The 14422-nt window shown below is 61.6% G+C and carries 16 protein-coding genes; all 16 read right to left on the bottom strand.

Features of this window, described 5'->3' with window-relative positions:
- Positions 1–49: 49 nt before the first annotated feature.
- Complete coding sequence (locus tag J3D60_RS13985) at positions 50–1051, bottom strand: ADP-ribosylglycohydrolase family protein (RefSeq protein WP_253491769.1); 1002 nt, start codon at positions 1049–1051, stop codon at positions 50–52.
- A complete protein-coding gene (locus tag J3D60_RS13990; RefSeq protein WP_253491771.1) occupies positions 1048–1761 on the bottom strand; it encodes a GntR family transcriptional regulator in 714 nt (237 codons plus the stop codon). The genes J3D60_RS13985 and J3D60_RS13990 overlap by 4 nt, the downstream gene beginning before the upstream one ends.
- Before the next feature lie 70 nt (positions 1762–1831).
- The gene (locus J3D60_RS13995; RefSeq protein ID WP_065939054.1) at positions 1832–2392 is read right to left on the bottom strand and encodes a DUF1285 domain-containing protein; all 561 of its coding nucleotides are present in this window, start codon (positions 2390–2392) and stop codon (positions 1832–1834) included.
- Between the two features lie 16 nt (positions 2393–2408).
- Positions 2409–3014 (bottom strand): DUF4823 domain-containing protein, encoded by a 606-nt coding sequence (locus J3D60_RS14000; protein ID WP_027607816.1) that lies wholly within the window; start codon positions 3012–3014, stop codon positions 2409–2411.
- Between the two features lie 144 nt (positions 3015–3158).
- Positions 3159–4127: a GTP 3',8-cyclase MoaA gene (locus tag J3D60_RS14005; protein WP_027607815.1), complete on the bottom strand. Its 969-nt coding sequence runs from the start codon at positions 4125–4127 to the stop codon at positions 3159–3161.
- A gap of 114 nt (positions 4128–4241) precedes the next feature.
- Complete coding sequence (locus J3D60_RS14010; RefSeq protein ID WP_027607814.1) at positions 4242–4910, bottom strand: TetR/AcrR family transcriptional regulator; 669 nt, start codon at positions 4908–4910, stop codon at positions 4242–4244.
- A 444-nt stretch (positions 4911–5354) separates the two neighbouring features.
- Positions 5355–6140, bottom strand: a complete 786-nt coding sequence (locus J3D60_RS14015) for a TatD family hydrolase (protein ID WP_065939055.1) — start codon at positions 6138–6140, stop codon at positions 5355–5357.
- Positions 6141–6203: 63 nt separating this feature from the next.
- Complete coding sequence (locus J3D60_RS14020) at positions 6204–7193, bottom strand: DNA polymerase III subunit delta' (protein WP_253491773.1); 990 nt, start codon at positions 7191–7193, stop codon at positions 6204–6206.
- Positions 7186–7818, bottom strand: coding sequence for a dTMP kinase (gene tmk, locus J3D60_RS14025; RefSeq protein WP_027607811.1), 633 nt, complete (start codon positions 7816–7818; stop codon positions 7186–7188). The genes J3D60_RS14020 and tmk overlap by 8 nt, the downstream gene beginning before the upstream one ends.
- Positions 7819–7837: 19 nt before the next feature.
- Positions 7838–8959, bottom strand: a complete 1122-nt coding sequence (gene mltG, locus J3D60_RS14030) for an endolytic transglycosylase MltG (RefSeq protein ID WP_065939057.1) — start codon at positions 8957–8959, stop codon at positions 7838–7840.
- A 1-nt stretch (position 8960) separates the two neighbouring features.
- Entirely contained in the window at positions 8961–9776 is an 816-nt protein-coding gene (gene pabC / locus J3D60_RS14035; RefSeq protein ID WP_253491775.1) for an aminodeoxychorismate lyase, read from the bottom strand.
- On the bottom strand, positions 9776–11020 hold the full coding sequence (gene fabF / locus J3D60_RS14040) for a beta-ketoacyl-ACP synthase II (RefSeq protein WP_065939059.1): 1245 nt from the start codon (positions 11018–11020) through the stop codon (positions 9776–9778). Before fabF ends, pabC begins: the two co-directional genes overlap by 1 nt.
- A gap of 127 nt (positions 11021–11147) precedes the next feature.
- Positions 11148–11384 (bottom strand): acyl carrier protein, encoded by a 237-nt coding sequence (acpP, locus tag J3D60_RS14045; RefSeq protein ID WP_003442511.1) that lies wholly within the window; start codon positions 11382–11384, stop codon positions 11148–11150.
- Between the two features lie 191 nt (positions 11385–11575).
- Positions 11576–12319, bottom strand: coding sequence for a 3-oxoacyl-ACP reductase FabG (gene fabG, locus J3D60_RS14050; RefSeq protein ID WP_065926164.1), 744 nt, complete (start codon positions 12317–12319; stop codon positions 11576–11578).
- Between the two features lie 24 nt (positions 12320–12343).
- Positions 12344–13282, bottom strand: a complete 939-nt coding sequence (gene fabD / locus J3D60_RS14055) for an ACP S-malonyltransferase (RefSeq protein WP_065926165.1) — start codon at positions 13280–13282, stop codon at positions 12344–12346.
- 125 nt (positions 13283–13407) lie between these two features.
- Positions 13408–14418: a phosphate acyltransferase PlsX gene (gene plsX / locus J3D60_RS14060; protein WP_074847485.1), complete on the bottom strand. Its 1011-nt coding sequence runs from the start codon at positions 14416–14418 to the stop codon at positions 13408–13410.
- Positions 14419–14422 lie beyond the last annotated feature (4 nt).

Here is a 14422-nt window from a genome sequence, read left to right on the forward strand (position 1 = left end):
CCTGGTGCCTGTATTGTTGTGGTTGTGGCGGATACGCGGTCTTCCTGACTCAGCGCAATGCGAGCAAGCCTTGAACCAACGGCTGCAGATCGAGGCCGTTGACCTGCTTGACCTGTTCGATCATCGATTCGGGCCAGCACTGCAGGCCGAGGCAGGCACCGAGCATCGCGCCGAGCATCGCGGCAATCGTGTCGGTATCGCCGCCCAGGCTGGCAGCCAGGCACAGGGCTTCGAACGCGTTCATGGCCCCCACCGCCACTTGCTGGGCGAGGGCAAACGACACCACCACCGACTCCTGGGAGGCGACGGAGGTGCCGATCAATTCATACAGCAGGTCGGCGAACAGGGCTGTGTCGCCGCTGCCGACGCTCAGGGTGCGCGCCCAACTGATGCGGGTGGAGATGCGCCCGCCGGCAATCCAATGGCCATGGCCTTCCGCCTGTTGAGCCACCTGGGTGCCGATATTCAAGGCTTCACCCAAGTCCACACCGTTGATGCCTGCGGACACCACCGCCGCCACTGCCGCTGCGCTGGAGATGCCCAGGGTGGTGTTGTGGGTGACCTGGCAGGCCTGGATCACCGCCTGGATAAATCGCGCCGGGTCGCTGACATTGGCGGCGATTCCCACGGGCGTGATGCGCATGGCGGCACCATTGGTGGTGCCGTAGCGCCCGGATTCTTCCGGGGTATGGCCGTTGAGGATCATGTCGATTGCACGCTTGGTCGACGGGCCAAGCAGATCCTGGGAACCCTTGGCGCGCATCACCGCTTCCCAATCGATCAGGCGCCGGGCGAGCACGCTGGGGTCGATCTTGCCTTGGCCCTCGACCAGCAGCTCACCGACCAGGATCGCTTGCTCGGTGTCATCGGTGATGGAGCCCGCCGGCATATTGGGCGCGATGGGTTGGTCGGCGTCGGCATCTTCCAGGCCGGTAATGGCACCAAAGCGCTGTTGCACGTGCTCACGGCTCAGGGATTGGGTGGGCATGCCCAGGGCATCGCCCAACGCCAGGCCGTAGAAAGCGCCGAGGGCGCGGGTATTGGGGGTCATTTCGAAGATCCAAACTGCAGGTGCAGGCGAAAGTGCAGAGGGTCGAGCAGGCTTTCGACGTACTCCATAAAGCGCTCGCGGCGATCGTAGGTGGTGCGCGAGGCCTTGAGGAACACGGTACCGGCAGGTCGGCCAAGCAGCTCGGCGTCTTCATCGCTGAGGGGCTCGGCGCCGATCCACTGGTCACCTTCGGCACCGACGTAACCGTAGGCTGCCAGGGTGATGGTCAGGGAATTGTCGATCAGCCCAACGCGCGGCAGGCTTTCCAGGCCACCGGACGCCGGCATCAGCGAGCGCTCAAGGGAAACGGCCGTGCCATCAGTCGTGCGGCGACGGCGGTCGAGGGCGATGAATTGGTCGGTGCCGAAGCGACTGAACAGATCGGCGCGCGTCACCGCTTCCAGGCGTAGGATATCGGTGGTCACCAAGGCCCCAGTGTCCGCCAGGGCCTGGGCCCAACCACTGGTTTGATCCAGCGCCATGCCATCAAATGTGACGATGGAGCCCACGCCGCTCTGGGTCGCGATGTAATTGCGCCTTTTGAGTTCGGCGAGGGCTTCACGCAGCGTGCCCCGGCTGACCGCAAACTCTTCAGCCAGTTGATGCTCGCCCGGCAACAGGAAACCGTCGGCCATCACCCCTCCCTCGATACGGCGGATGAGCTCGTCGACGACGCGTTTTTTCTTATCAAATCGGACATGTCTAATCATGTACAAATTGATAACCGAAAGCGGCCATTTGCAGCAAGGGAATTATTTCAGGGAGATGAAAAAACCGGCTTCACGGCTCCAGGCCAATACGGAAAAACTCGCCGCCGCTCCATACGCCAAGCCAGTTCTGACCATTGATCGGACGGCTCACTGCCAACTCTACCAACTGGTAGAACACATTGCGATGCACCAGGGCTTCGAGGTTGGTACGCACCCGCAGATAGGGGGACGGTTCCTGGGTGACGGGGTCGATCACCACCCGCAGTGGATGCTCGATATCGGCTGCCACCTGCTCGTCGACGTTGGTGGTGAAGCGCAGCACCTGGCTTTCGCCCTGCCCTTCGACGTCGAGGGTAACCGCGACAAAGGGCGCATCATCGACGGTGATACCGACTTTTTCCACCGGGGTGATCAGGAAGTAATCATCGCCATCGCGGCGGATGATAGTAGAGAACAACTTGACCATCGGCTTACGCCCGATCGGCGTGCCCTGGTAGAACCAGGTGCCATCACGGGCGATGCGCATGTCGATGTTGCCGCAGAAATCCGGGTTCCACAGATGCACCGGCGCCGGTCCCTTGCCCTTGGGCAACTGAGCCAATAGATCGTTGGCCTTGGCGGAATCGGTCATGGTGTTCTCCTTGGTGTTACTGATCGCCCATGCCCAGCAGGCCTCGGGCGTACTGCGCCAAGGGACGGGCAATCAGGTCTTCTGGCTTGTTGTCGTGGAACGTCAGTAAACCGCCACGACTGCGAATACGTGCAGTATCAATCAAATACTGGGTGCTGGTCTCGATCAACATGATCTGGATAACGCCGTTGTCCAGGCCAAGTCGGTCCAGCGCCTCTTGATCAGCCCATTCGTCGGCGTTGCCGATACGGTCATCGGCCTTGGCGAAGCGGCAGTACAGCAGGTAATGGGCACCCGCCGCACGGGCTTCGGCCATCGCCTGCTCCAGGCCTTCCGGCTGACGAGCGCGGCGCACCATGGGGAAGTATTCGACGAAACCGTTGAAAGCTTCCTCCGCCACCACATTCGGCCGCGGGTAGGCGCTGCCGGGCGGTACGAAGGCGCCCTGGGCAATAAAGACAAAGGAATCCGGCTGTATGCGCACCGAGGCAGTCCGACGAGTGTCGCTGTGGTCCAGCAACCCGGCGTCGCTCATCTGATAACGGGTGCCTTCGGCCATATCGCTGACGGTCATGCAACCACTCAGCGTCAACGACGCCAGCAACAAAACCAGACTACGCATCCTAATCCTCCAGAAGCCGGTGACGGAAAACCGGCGAATGGGCACGAGATGCAGAATCCGCGCCATTTGGAAACAACGCAGAACTAAATGTGGGAGGGGGCTTGCGCCCTCCCACATTGGATGATGTTTAATCTTGGGAAAGCATTATCCGCCGATGATCTTCATGACCGTCGCGCCGCCGGAGAAAGCCACTTCCTGCTTGTCCCCCAAGGCCTTCATCAGCAGGCCTTGCAGGGCCGGCAGCGCCTGGTGGCGAGGCTTGTCCAACAGGTCGCCGACATAGTGACGGTTGCTCGACGACAGGCAGCCATGCAGCCAGCCGGTCGACGACAAGCGCAGCCGTGAACAAGTGCGGCAGAACGGCACGCTTTCGTTGGCGATCACGCCAAAGAAGCCTTTGCCCGGCACTTCGTAGCGTACCGCCGTGGCATCCACGGGAGCGTTGGCTTGCAGGTATTCGTGGTGTTCGCCGATCAGGCCGAGCAATTGTTGCAGGCTGACGAACTGCTGCAGGAAGGCATTGGAGTCCTTGGCCAGGTGGCCCATGCGCATCAACTCGATAAAACGCAGCTCGTAGCCACGCTCCAGGCAGTAGTCGAGCAGCGGCATCACCTGGTCGAGGTTCTGGCCGCGCAACGGCACCATGTTGACCTTGATCTTGATCCCGGCAGCACGCGCCTGGTCCATGCCATCGAGCACGGTGGCCAAGTCGCCGCCACGGGCGATGCTGCGGAAGGCGTCGGCATCCAGGGTGTCGAGGGAAACATTGATACGCCGAATCCCGGCATCCACCAGCAACGGCAGTTTGCGCGCCAGCAACTGGCCGTTGGTGGTCAGGCTGATATCGCTGAGGCCCATGCCCCCCACCGCGCCCATGAAGGCTTCCAGCTTGGGGCTGACCAGCGGCTCGCCACCGGTGATGCGCAAGCGGTCGATGCCCGCGGCCTCGATCAGGTAGGCCACGCCACGGGCCATGGCCTCGGCCGAGAGTTCGTCCTGGGCAGCCACCAGCCGCTTGCCGTTCGGCACGCAGTAGGTACACGCGTAATTGCAGGCTGAGGTCAGGCTGATCCGCAAATTGCGAAAACGCCTGCCTTGACGATCAACGATCATGGATCACTCCGGCAGAGGATGATTCGGGCGCGCTAAAAACTGACTGATAAATCAGCTTTTAGCAAGATCCTTGCCTGAGTATATTCCTGGGTTACTGCGCCTGGCAGTAAATCATTACGTGGCCGGGGTTTCGACGGGGGCCGCTTCAACCAGTGCCGGCTCGGAGCTGTGCTTGCGCTTGTTGCCCATGCGCACACCGATATCCATCAGGAACTGGAAGAAACCTTCCTGGTCTTCCAGCACATTGCTCCAGAACGGCGAGTGGTACAGCGCCACGGCGCCGTGCACCAAGGCCCAGGCGGCGCAGTAGTGGAAGTACGGCGGTACGTCTTCAAGCTTGCCTTCGCTGATGCGGCCCTTGATCAGCAGGGTCAGGCGCTCGAAGTTCGAGGCGCGGATCTTGTGCAGTTCCTCGACCATTTCCGGCACTTGATGGCCCTTGACCACCTTCTCTTCCAGGCGGTCGAACAGGCGGTAGCGCTGCGGGTCGCGCATGCGGAACTCGAAGTAGGCGCGGGACAGGGCCTCCTTGTCCTTGTCGACATCGGCCGAATGCAGCAGCTCGTTCAAGTCGCGCTCATAGTCGAGCATCAGGCGCAGGTAGATCTCGGCCTTGGACTTGAAGTGTTTGTAGATCGTGCCTTTGCCGATACCCACGGCATCCGCGATCATCTCGACGGTGACGCTGTCTTCGCCTTGTTCGAGGAACAACTTGAGTGCGGTGTCGAGAATTTCCTGCTCACGGCGGCGAAACTCACGGACCTTACGGGGTTCTTTGTGCATGAGGAAGAGGTCTGCAAAGGTCGGAATAGGGAGGGCTGCGCAGGGCCACGAATACATGGCGATACGATTTACCCAGTGCGAGGGATTATCCCGACTGAACGGTCGTTGGGCAACGTCTATGTGAACCCGCCCTGCACTTTACTTTCAAGGCGCCAACGTTTTCATGCCTATCAGTCAGAAATAATACGCAACAACTGCACCCGTGCACCCGCCCAATGAGAACTCAAGCGAAGCGCATGTATTCCAAATCTGTTTAAAAAACGATCAGTCGCGACTGGACTGAATCAGATACTGATCAATACTTGAACTGTCGGCGTGACATCTCCCCCAAGTGAAGCGCCGACCTGGGTACCGACGGACTGTGTGCCCTTGTTTACTCCTAATGGTCTTAACCCGGATTCACCCCCCAGAACCCGGGTTTTTTTTGCCTGCGATTCAGTCCTGTCATGCAGCAACGTGGGCCAGCGGGAACAGGCGCTTGAAGTTCTCGGTGGTCTGCTCGGCAAAGCGCTCATAGGACTCACCGCGCAGCATCGCCAGGTAGTCCGCCACATCCCGCACATATTCAGGCAGGTTCGGTTTGCCACGATGGGGAATCGGCGCCAGGTACGGCGAATCGGTTTCCACCAGCAGGCGGTCGGCTGGCACTTGGCGCGCCACGTCGCGCAGGGCATCGGCATTGCGGAAAGTGACAATGCCCGACAGGGAAATATAGAAGCCCAGGTCGAGTGCGGCCCTGGCCATGTCCCAATCCTCGGTAAAGCAATGCAACACGCCGGCCTGGGGCAACGCGGCTTCGCGCAGCAGGGCCAGGGTGTCGGCACGGGCACCACGGGTGTGGACGATCACCGGCTTGCCGGTTTGCCCGGCGGCCTGTAAATGCAGGCGAAACGAGGCCTGCTGCAACTCGGCGGCTTCCGGCTCGTAATGGTAGTCCAGGCCGGTTTCGCCAATGGCCACCACCCGCGGGTGATTGAGCTCGCCCAGCAGCCAGTCGAGGGCCGGGGCTTCGCCGGGCTTGAGGTCCAGTGGGTGGATACCCACCGAGCAATCCACATCGGCATAACGCTCGGCCAGGGCTTTGACGTCGGCAGCATTGTCGGCGCTGACGCCAATGCACAGGAAATGCCCTACCCCACGCTGGCGTGCAGCGTCGAGGGCAGCATCCAGGGAGCCGCCGTGTTGGGCGAGGTCAAGGCGATCAAGGTGGCAATGGGAATCTACAAGCATAGGAAATTACGACTTAGGTCACGGAAAGTGTCTGGCCAACGATACACCCGTCGGCCACGGAAATTAACGCCGGCCGAGCAAGCCGACCCACTGCACCAGCAGCGCTTCAAGCAACAGCACGCGGTTGAGGTTGGCCTTGCCGAGCACCTTCTGGCGCTGGGCGAGGATCCAGTCCTGGATAGTCAGCACCTTGTCCTGGGCACTTTTCTGCGCGAGGTATTGCACCACCTTGCGCATGTCCGGCAGGCCCAGGCCGTTTTCATCCTGGGTCAACTGGTAGCGCAGGATCAGGCTCGACCAGTCACAGAACCAGTCGAACAGCAGCAGCAAGGGAATGTCCTTCCAGGCGCTTTCAGCCAACTGGGTGGCGGACAGCTCTTGCTTGAGCAGTTTTTTCACCCCATCCACAACCAGGGCGCGTTGCTCACGTACACCTTGGGCTTGCAGCTTGACGGCCGCCAGCGGGGAACCGGCCGCCAGGGTCAGCAACTCGATCCGCTCCTCTGCGGAGGAATCCGGCAGCGCCTTCGCCAGCCATTGCAGGCTCATGGCCTCGCTCGGCAACGGGCAGGCCTGCTGTACGCAACGGCTGCGAATGGTCGGCAACAAGCGGCTGGACTGGTGGCTCACCAGCAACAGCACCGTGTCGCCGGAGGGTTCTTCCAGGCTCTTGAGCAAGGCATTGGCGGCGTTGATGTTCATCGCCTCCACCGGCTCGATCAGCACCACCTTGCGCCCCCCCATCTGCGCGGTCTGCACCACGAAACTGACGAGGTCACGCACCTGGTCGACCTTGATCGCCTTATCGGCTTCCTCGGGTTCGAGCAGGTAGTTGTCCGGGTGGCTGCCGGCCTTGAGCAACAGGCAGGATTTGCACTCGCCGCAGGCTTCAAGTTTGACCGGGCGCTGGCACAGCAGGCTGGCCATGAGTCGCTCAGCCAGATCGCGCTTACCAATACCGATCGGCCCGTGCAGCAGATAGGCGTGGGCGTGCTGGGCACGGCCGGCCAACTGCTGCCAAAGACCGTCCTGCCATGGGTAGGCTTCAGCCACGGGCGCGCTCCAACAGCTTGGGTAACAGGGCGTCGATGGCCTGCTGCACCTGCGTCAACGGCTGGGCCGCGTCCAGCAGGTGGTAGCGCGCCGGTTCAGCCTGGGCGCGCTTGAGAAACGCGCTGCGCACAGCATCGAAAAACCCCTGGCCTTCCAGTTCGAAACGGTCGAGACGCCCACGGGCGCTGGCGCGGGCCATGCCCACTGCCACCGGCAGGTCGAACAACAGGGTCAGGTCGGGACGTAGATCACCCTGCACAAAGGTTTCCAAGGTGGCGATACGCGCCAGGGACAAACCCCGGCCACCGCCCTGGTAGGCATACGTGGAATCGGTAAAACGGTCGCAGATCACCACGGCACCGCGGGCCAGGGCCGGACGAATCACCTCGGCCAGGTGTTGGGCACGGGCAGCGAACACCAGCAACAGCTCGGTGTCCGGGTTCATCTGTTCTTCGCCTGGGGCCAGCAACACGTCACGGATGCGCTCGGCCAGTGGCGTACCGCCGGGCTCACGGGTCAACACCACCTCGACACCTTCAGCGCGCAAGCGGCCGGCCAGGTAATCGCGGTTGGTGCTTTTGCCGGCGCCTTCGGGGCCTTCCAGGGTAATAAACAAGCCAGTCACAGGCAGTCCTTAGTCAGAGTCATTGCGGGCTTTGCGGCGCGGCGTCATCCGGCGCGGGCTCGGCGGGTGCATCAGCAGGCGGCGCCAGGTCTTCCGGCGGTTTTACCAGCGGTGCCGGGCTTGAGCGGTAATCGGCACGGCGCTTGAGCTGGAACTCACGCACAGCGGCATTATGCGCACCCAGGTCATCGGAGAAAATATGGCTGCCGTCGCCACGGGCGACGAAATACAGGCTGCTGCCCGGCACCGGGTTCAACGCGGCATGGATCGCCTCGCGGCCGACCATGGCGATGGGTGTCGGCGGCAGGCCGGCCACCATGTAGGTGTTATAGGGGTTGGCTTCCTTGAGGTGCGCACGGGTCAACTTGCCGTTGTAGCGCTCGCCCAGGCCGTAGATCACGGTGGGGTCGGTCTGCAGCAGCATGCCGATCTTCAGGCGGCGTACGAATACCCCGGCAATCTGCCCGCGCTCTTCCGGCACACCGGTCTCTTTCTCCACCAGGGAGGCCATGATCAAGGCTTGATAGGGGTCGGTATAGGGCACGTCGGCGGCGCGCTTGCTCCACTCCTGGGCGAGGACATCATCCAGGCGGTTATAGGCTTTCTTCAGGAACTCGACATCGGTCATGCCGCGCACGAAGCGGTAGGTATCCGGGAAGAACCGACCTTCGGGGAACACGCCAGGATGGCCAAGCTTGTCCATCACTTCGCTGTCACTCAGGCCCGCCAGGGTCTGCACGATCTTTTCATGCTTGGCCAGGGCCGAACGCACCTGGCGGAAGTTCCAGCCCTCCACCAGCGTCAGGCTGTATTGCACCACTTCGCCGCGCTGCCACAGGCCGATCAGGCCTTCGGCGGTCATGCCCGGGGTCATGCGGTATTCACCGCTGTGCAGCGGTTGGCCGTCGAGGTTGAAGCGCCAATACAGGCGCAACCAGAACGCGCCGTCGAGCACGCCATCGGCTTCCAGGCGATTGAAGGTCCCGGTGGGCGTCGCCCCGGCCGGCACATCGAGCAATTGCTCCTGGGTCAGATTCAACGGCTGCTTCAAGGCAGCGTCATATTTCCACGCGGAAAACCCCAACAGCAAAGCCGCCGAGAACAGACCGATCAGCAGCAGTACAACCAGTTTTCGTATCAACTCAAATATCCAATAGCGCGCGAACAATGCCCTGCAGTTTACGGGTGAGCGGCCCAACCGACCAGCTCATCGCAGCGCACCCACGCACCGGCCAAATGCCATAAACGCTGTTGCACACAAAGACTTCGTCAGCCTCCCGCAATTGCTCGAGGCTGATGTCAGCCACGGCTACCGGGATGCCCAGGGCGCTCGCCTGAGCCAGAATCTCGGCGCGCATGACGCCTGCAACGCCGCAACGATTCAGATCGGCGGTTAGTAACAAGCCATTACTTACCAGGAACAGGTTGCTGAATACGCCTTCGATGACACGCCCGGACATATCCAGCATCAACCCTTCGGCATGTTCGGCATCCTGCCATTCCGCACGGGCGATCACCTGCTCGAGGCGATTGAGGTGCTTGAGACCGGCCAGCAACGGCTGCTCGGCCAGGCGGGTGGCGCATGCAAACAGACGAACACCGTCGGTTCCATGGGCCTGGGGATAGGTCGCAGGCGGACTGCCCTGCAAGATACGGCGCACAGGGGCCTCGGGGTTGATGCCATAACCGCGCTGGCTGTCGCCGCGGGTGAGGATCAGCTTGAGGACACCGTCGCCGAGAGCGGCGGTATAGGCCTGCACTTCGCTGCAGACCAACGTCTGATCCACAACGAAAGCGAGGCGCCTGCAGCCCTCATCCAGGCGCTGCAGGTGACGGTCAAGCAGCACGGGCTGCCCGGCCTTGACGGCGATGGTCTCGAACAGGCCATCACCGTACGCCAGGCCGCGATCTTTCAGGGGGACACTGTCCGCTGGCTGACCGTCGACCCAGCTGTGCATCACTCGGCGAACCGGCGGAACACCAGGGAACCGTTGGTGCCACCGAAGCCGAACGAATTGGAGATCGCAACGTCGATCGGCATCTGTTGCGGCTCATGCGGCACGAAGTTCAGGTCGCAGCCTTCGTCCGGCTCATCGAGGTTGATGGTCGGCGGAGCGACCTGGTCCTTGATGGCCATCACGCTGAAGATCGCTTCTACCGCGCCCGCCGCACCCAAGAGGTGGCCGGTCATGGACTTGGTGGAGCTGACCGCCAGCTTGTAGGCGTGCTCGCCGAACACCGACTTGATGGCTTCGGCTTCCGCCAGGTCGCCCGTCGGGGTCGAGGTGCCATGGGCATTGATGTATTGCACCTGGTCGGCATTGACCCTGGCATCGCGCAAGGCATTGGTGATGCACCTTGCAGCGCCGGCACCGTCGGACGGTGGCGAGGTCATGTGATAGGCGTCGCCGCTCATGCCAAACCCGATCAACTCGGCATAGATGGTGGCACCGCGCGCCTTGGCGTGCTCCAACTCTTCGAGTACCAGGGCACCGGCGCCGTCGGACAGTACAAAGCCGTCACGGCCCTTGTCCCACGGACGGCTGGCACGGGTCGGCTCGTCATTGCGGGTCGACAGGGCACGGGAGGCGCCAAAGCCGCCCATTCCCAGGCCACAGGCGGCCATTTCAGCACCACCGGCGATCATCACGTCGGCTTCGTCATAGGCGATGTTACGCGCCGCCATGCCGATGCAGTGGGTACCCGTGGTGCACGCGGTGGCAATCGCGTAGTTAGGCCCCTGCGCCCCCAAGTGGATGGACAGGAAACCGGAAATCATATTGATGATCGAGCCAGGCACGAAGAACGGTGAAATTCGACGAGGGCCGGAATCATGCAGCGTGCGGCTGGTTTCTTCGATATTGGTCAAACCGCCAATACCCGAACCCATGGCCACGCCGATGCGCTCACGGTTGGCGTCGGTCACTTCCAGGCCAGCGTTACGCACTGCCTGGAAACCGGCTGCCAGGCCGTATTGAATGAACAGGTCGAGCTTGCGGGACTCCTTGATCGAGAGATATTCCTCGACATTGAACCCCTTTACCGAGCCGCCAAAACGGGTGGAATAGGCAGAAAGGTCCGTGTGTTCGATCAGACCAATACCACTGCGGCCAGCCAGAATGCCCTGCCAACTGCTCGGCACATCCGTACCCAGTGGCGACAACATACCCATACCGGTGACTACGACGCGTCTACGCGACACAGCACTCTCCTTTTTCTAATGACGACACTTTGCTTCAGAGCTTACTTTTCATCAGCGCTAAAGAAAAAACCGCACGCCGTTACAGCAGTGCGGTTTTTCCCTAACAGCAGGCGACGACTACAAACTATTACGCCTGGTGGTTCGTAACGTAGTCGATAGCAGCTTGAACAGTAGTGATTTTTTCAGCTTCTTCGTCCGGGATTTCGGTCTCGAATTCCTCTTCCAGAGCCATCACCAGCTCAACGGTGTCAAGGGAATCGGCACCCAGGTCTTCTACGAAGGAAGCAGTGTTGACCACTTCTTCTTCTTTGACGCCCAGTTGCTCGGCAACGATTTTCTTGACGCGCTCTTCGATGGTGCTCATACCTTGTTTAACTCCTAATGGACAAATTCAGGCAGCTGGCCAGTGGGTAAGTGTATAGAAAGCCTTTTCAGCTTTTCAACTGAAAGCTTCACCCTGTACCCGGTTTACCACCTGCCTATAAATTAAGTTGCAGCTTTATAACGGATTTTAGACAGCTCGTATGACATTTTTTTGAAGCGATCCGTCACAATTTAGCTCATGTACATCCCGCCGTTCACCGGGATTGTAGCCCCAGTCACGTATGCCGCACCGTCGGATGCCAGGAAAGCGACCACATTCGCGATCTCTTGGGCCTGGCCCAGACGGCCCAGCGGAATCTGCGTCAGCAAGCCTTCACGCTGTGCTTCCGGCAGTTCGCGGGTCATATCGGTGTCGATGAACCCTGGGGCCACCGAGTTGACCGTAATCGACCGCGAACCGACTTCTCGCGCCAATGCACGGCTGAAACCTTCCAGGCCGGCCTTGGCGGCTGCATAGTTTACTTGGCCTGCGTTGCCCATGGCACCCACTACGGAGCCAATATTGATAATTCGCCCCCAACGCGCCTTGGTCATGCCGCGCAAAACACCCTTGGACAGGCGAAACAGACTGTTCAGGTTGGTATCGACCACGTCGTACCATTCGTCGTCTTTCATGCGCATCATCAGGTTGTCGCGGGTGATACCGGCGTTGTTCACCAGAATCGCCGGCGCACCGAACTGTGCGGTGATCTCGGCCAGTACGGCAGCCACGGACTCATCGCTGGTCACGTTCAGCTCAAGGCCGGTGCCTTGAACGCCGTTTTCCTTCAGGGTCGCGGCGATACGCTCGGCGCCCGAAGCGGAAGTGGCGGTGCCGATCACGACGGCGCCCTGACGGCCCAGTTCCAGGGCGATGGCCTGGCCAATGCCACGGCTCGCGCCGGTAACCAGTGCAACTTTACCTTGCAGACTCATGCAGGCTTCTCCTAAGTTCGGGGATCAGGCCAGCGCCGCACGAGCGGCAGCGAAGGCATCCGGGGTATTGAGGTTGGCAGTCGACACGCCGTCGGCGCAGCGCTTGTTCAGGCCAGCCAGGACTTTGCCCGGGCCGCACTCGACCAGCTCGGTGGCGCCATTGGCGGCCAGGGTCTGGACCGACTCGACCCAGCGCACAGGCTTGTAGAGTTGCTCCAGCAGGTCGCGCTTGAGGGTGTCGAGGTCGGCGGCCACGGCCGCGCTGACGTTCTGCACCAGCGGGATCTGTGGCGCCTGCCAGTTGATGGCAGCGATGGACTCGGCAAAGCGCTCGGCAGCCGGGCGCATCAGCTCGCAGTGCGACGGCACGCTCACCGGCAACGGCAATGCACGCTTGGCACCGCGCGCCTTGCAGCCTTCGATGGCACGCTCGACGGCCGCCCTGGCACCGGCGATTACCACCTGGCCTGGGGAGTTGAAGTTTACCGCGCTGACCACTTCGCCCTGGGCCGCTTCGGCGCAGGCTTCGATCACGACGGCATCGTCCAGCCCCAGGATAGCGGCCATGCCGCCCTGCCCGGCCGGAACGGCTTCCTGCATCAGCTGGCCACGACGCTCCACCAGCTTGACCGCTTCAGCAAGGGTCAGGCTGCCCGCCGCCACCAGGGCGCTGTATTCGCCCAGGCTATGACCGGCCACGAACGCCGGGCGCGCACCGCCTTCGGCCAACCACAAGCGCCACAGGGCGATCGAGGCGGTCAGGATGGCTGGCTGGGTTTTATCGGTTTGATTGAGCTGCTCTTCCGGCCCTTGTTGGGTCAGCGCCCACAGGTCGTAACCCAGGGCCTCGGAAGCTTCCTTGAACGTGTCCAGGATCAGCGGGTATTGCGCGCCCAGCTCGGCCAACATGCCGAGGGACTGCGAACCCTGCCCTGGAAAGACGAATGCGAGGGATGTAGACATGTAACAAGCCCCTAATGATCTGGTCGTCGGAAATGGTCGCTCCTCGGTGGGAGCGCACGAAACTGACAGATTGGATGGTCAATTGAACTGGCCGGTCACATTTAAGCATTCCCCGGCCGATTCGCCTAAGGCAACAGGTCCTCGAGACGGCCGTGCAAGCGTTGCGGCAGGTTTTCCTGGATCTCGATCACCGCCCGCGCAATCGCACTCTGGAAGCCTTCGACCCCGGCCGAACCGTGGCTTTTCACCACGATGCCCTGCAACCCCAGAAAGCTCGCACCATTATGCCGCGCCGGGGCCAGGTCGGCCTGCAGGCGACGCATCAACGGCAGCGCCAGGGCGCCCACCAGGCGCGATACCAGGTTACGCCTGAACAAGGCCTCGATACGCGAGGCGATCATGGTCGCCAGGCCTTCGCTGGACTTGAGCAGGATATTGCCGACAAACCCATCGCACACCACCACATCCGCCTCGCCCCGGTACAACCCATCACCCTCGACAAAGCCGATGTAGTTCAGGCCTCGCGCACCTTGCAGCAAGGTGGCCGCAAGCTTGACCTGCTGGTTGCCCTTGATGTCTTCGGTGCCGATATTCAGCAAGGCCACGCGCGGACGAGCCACGCCCAGCGCTTCGGCGGCCACCGAGCCCATCACGGCAAACTGGAACAGGTGCTCGGCACTGCAATCGACGTTCGCCCCCAGGTCCAGCAACTGGCAATAGCCCTTCTGCGTCGGAATCGCCGCCACCATCGCCGGCCGATCAATGCCCGGCAGCGTCTTGAGCACATGCCGCGACAACGCCATCAACGCCCCAGTGTTGCCGGCGCTGACACAGGCTTGCACCTTGCCATCACGCAGCAGCTCCAAGGCCACCCGCATCGACGAGTCAGGCTTGCCACGCAGGGCCGTCGCCGGCTTCTCATCCATGGTGATGGTTTCGCTGGCTGGCGTAATCGTCAGGCGCGCGCGATCCACCGCCGGATGGCTGGCAATCAATTCTTCAAGGAGGGAGGGTTGACCGACGAGGGTCAGGTGCAGCGAGGGCGTGGCAGACAGGCTGGCAATGCAGGCCTGAACAATGCTGCGGGGACCGAAGTCCCCGCCCATTGCGTCAATCGCGATGACTTGAGCAGACAAGTGA

This window comes from Pseudomonas sp. S3E17 (assembly GCF_024168685.1).
GTDB classification, from domain to species: Bacteria; Pseudomonadota; Gammaproteobacteria; order Pseudomonadales; family Pseudomonadaceae; genus Aquipseudomonas; species Aquipseudomonas marginalis.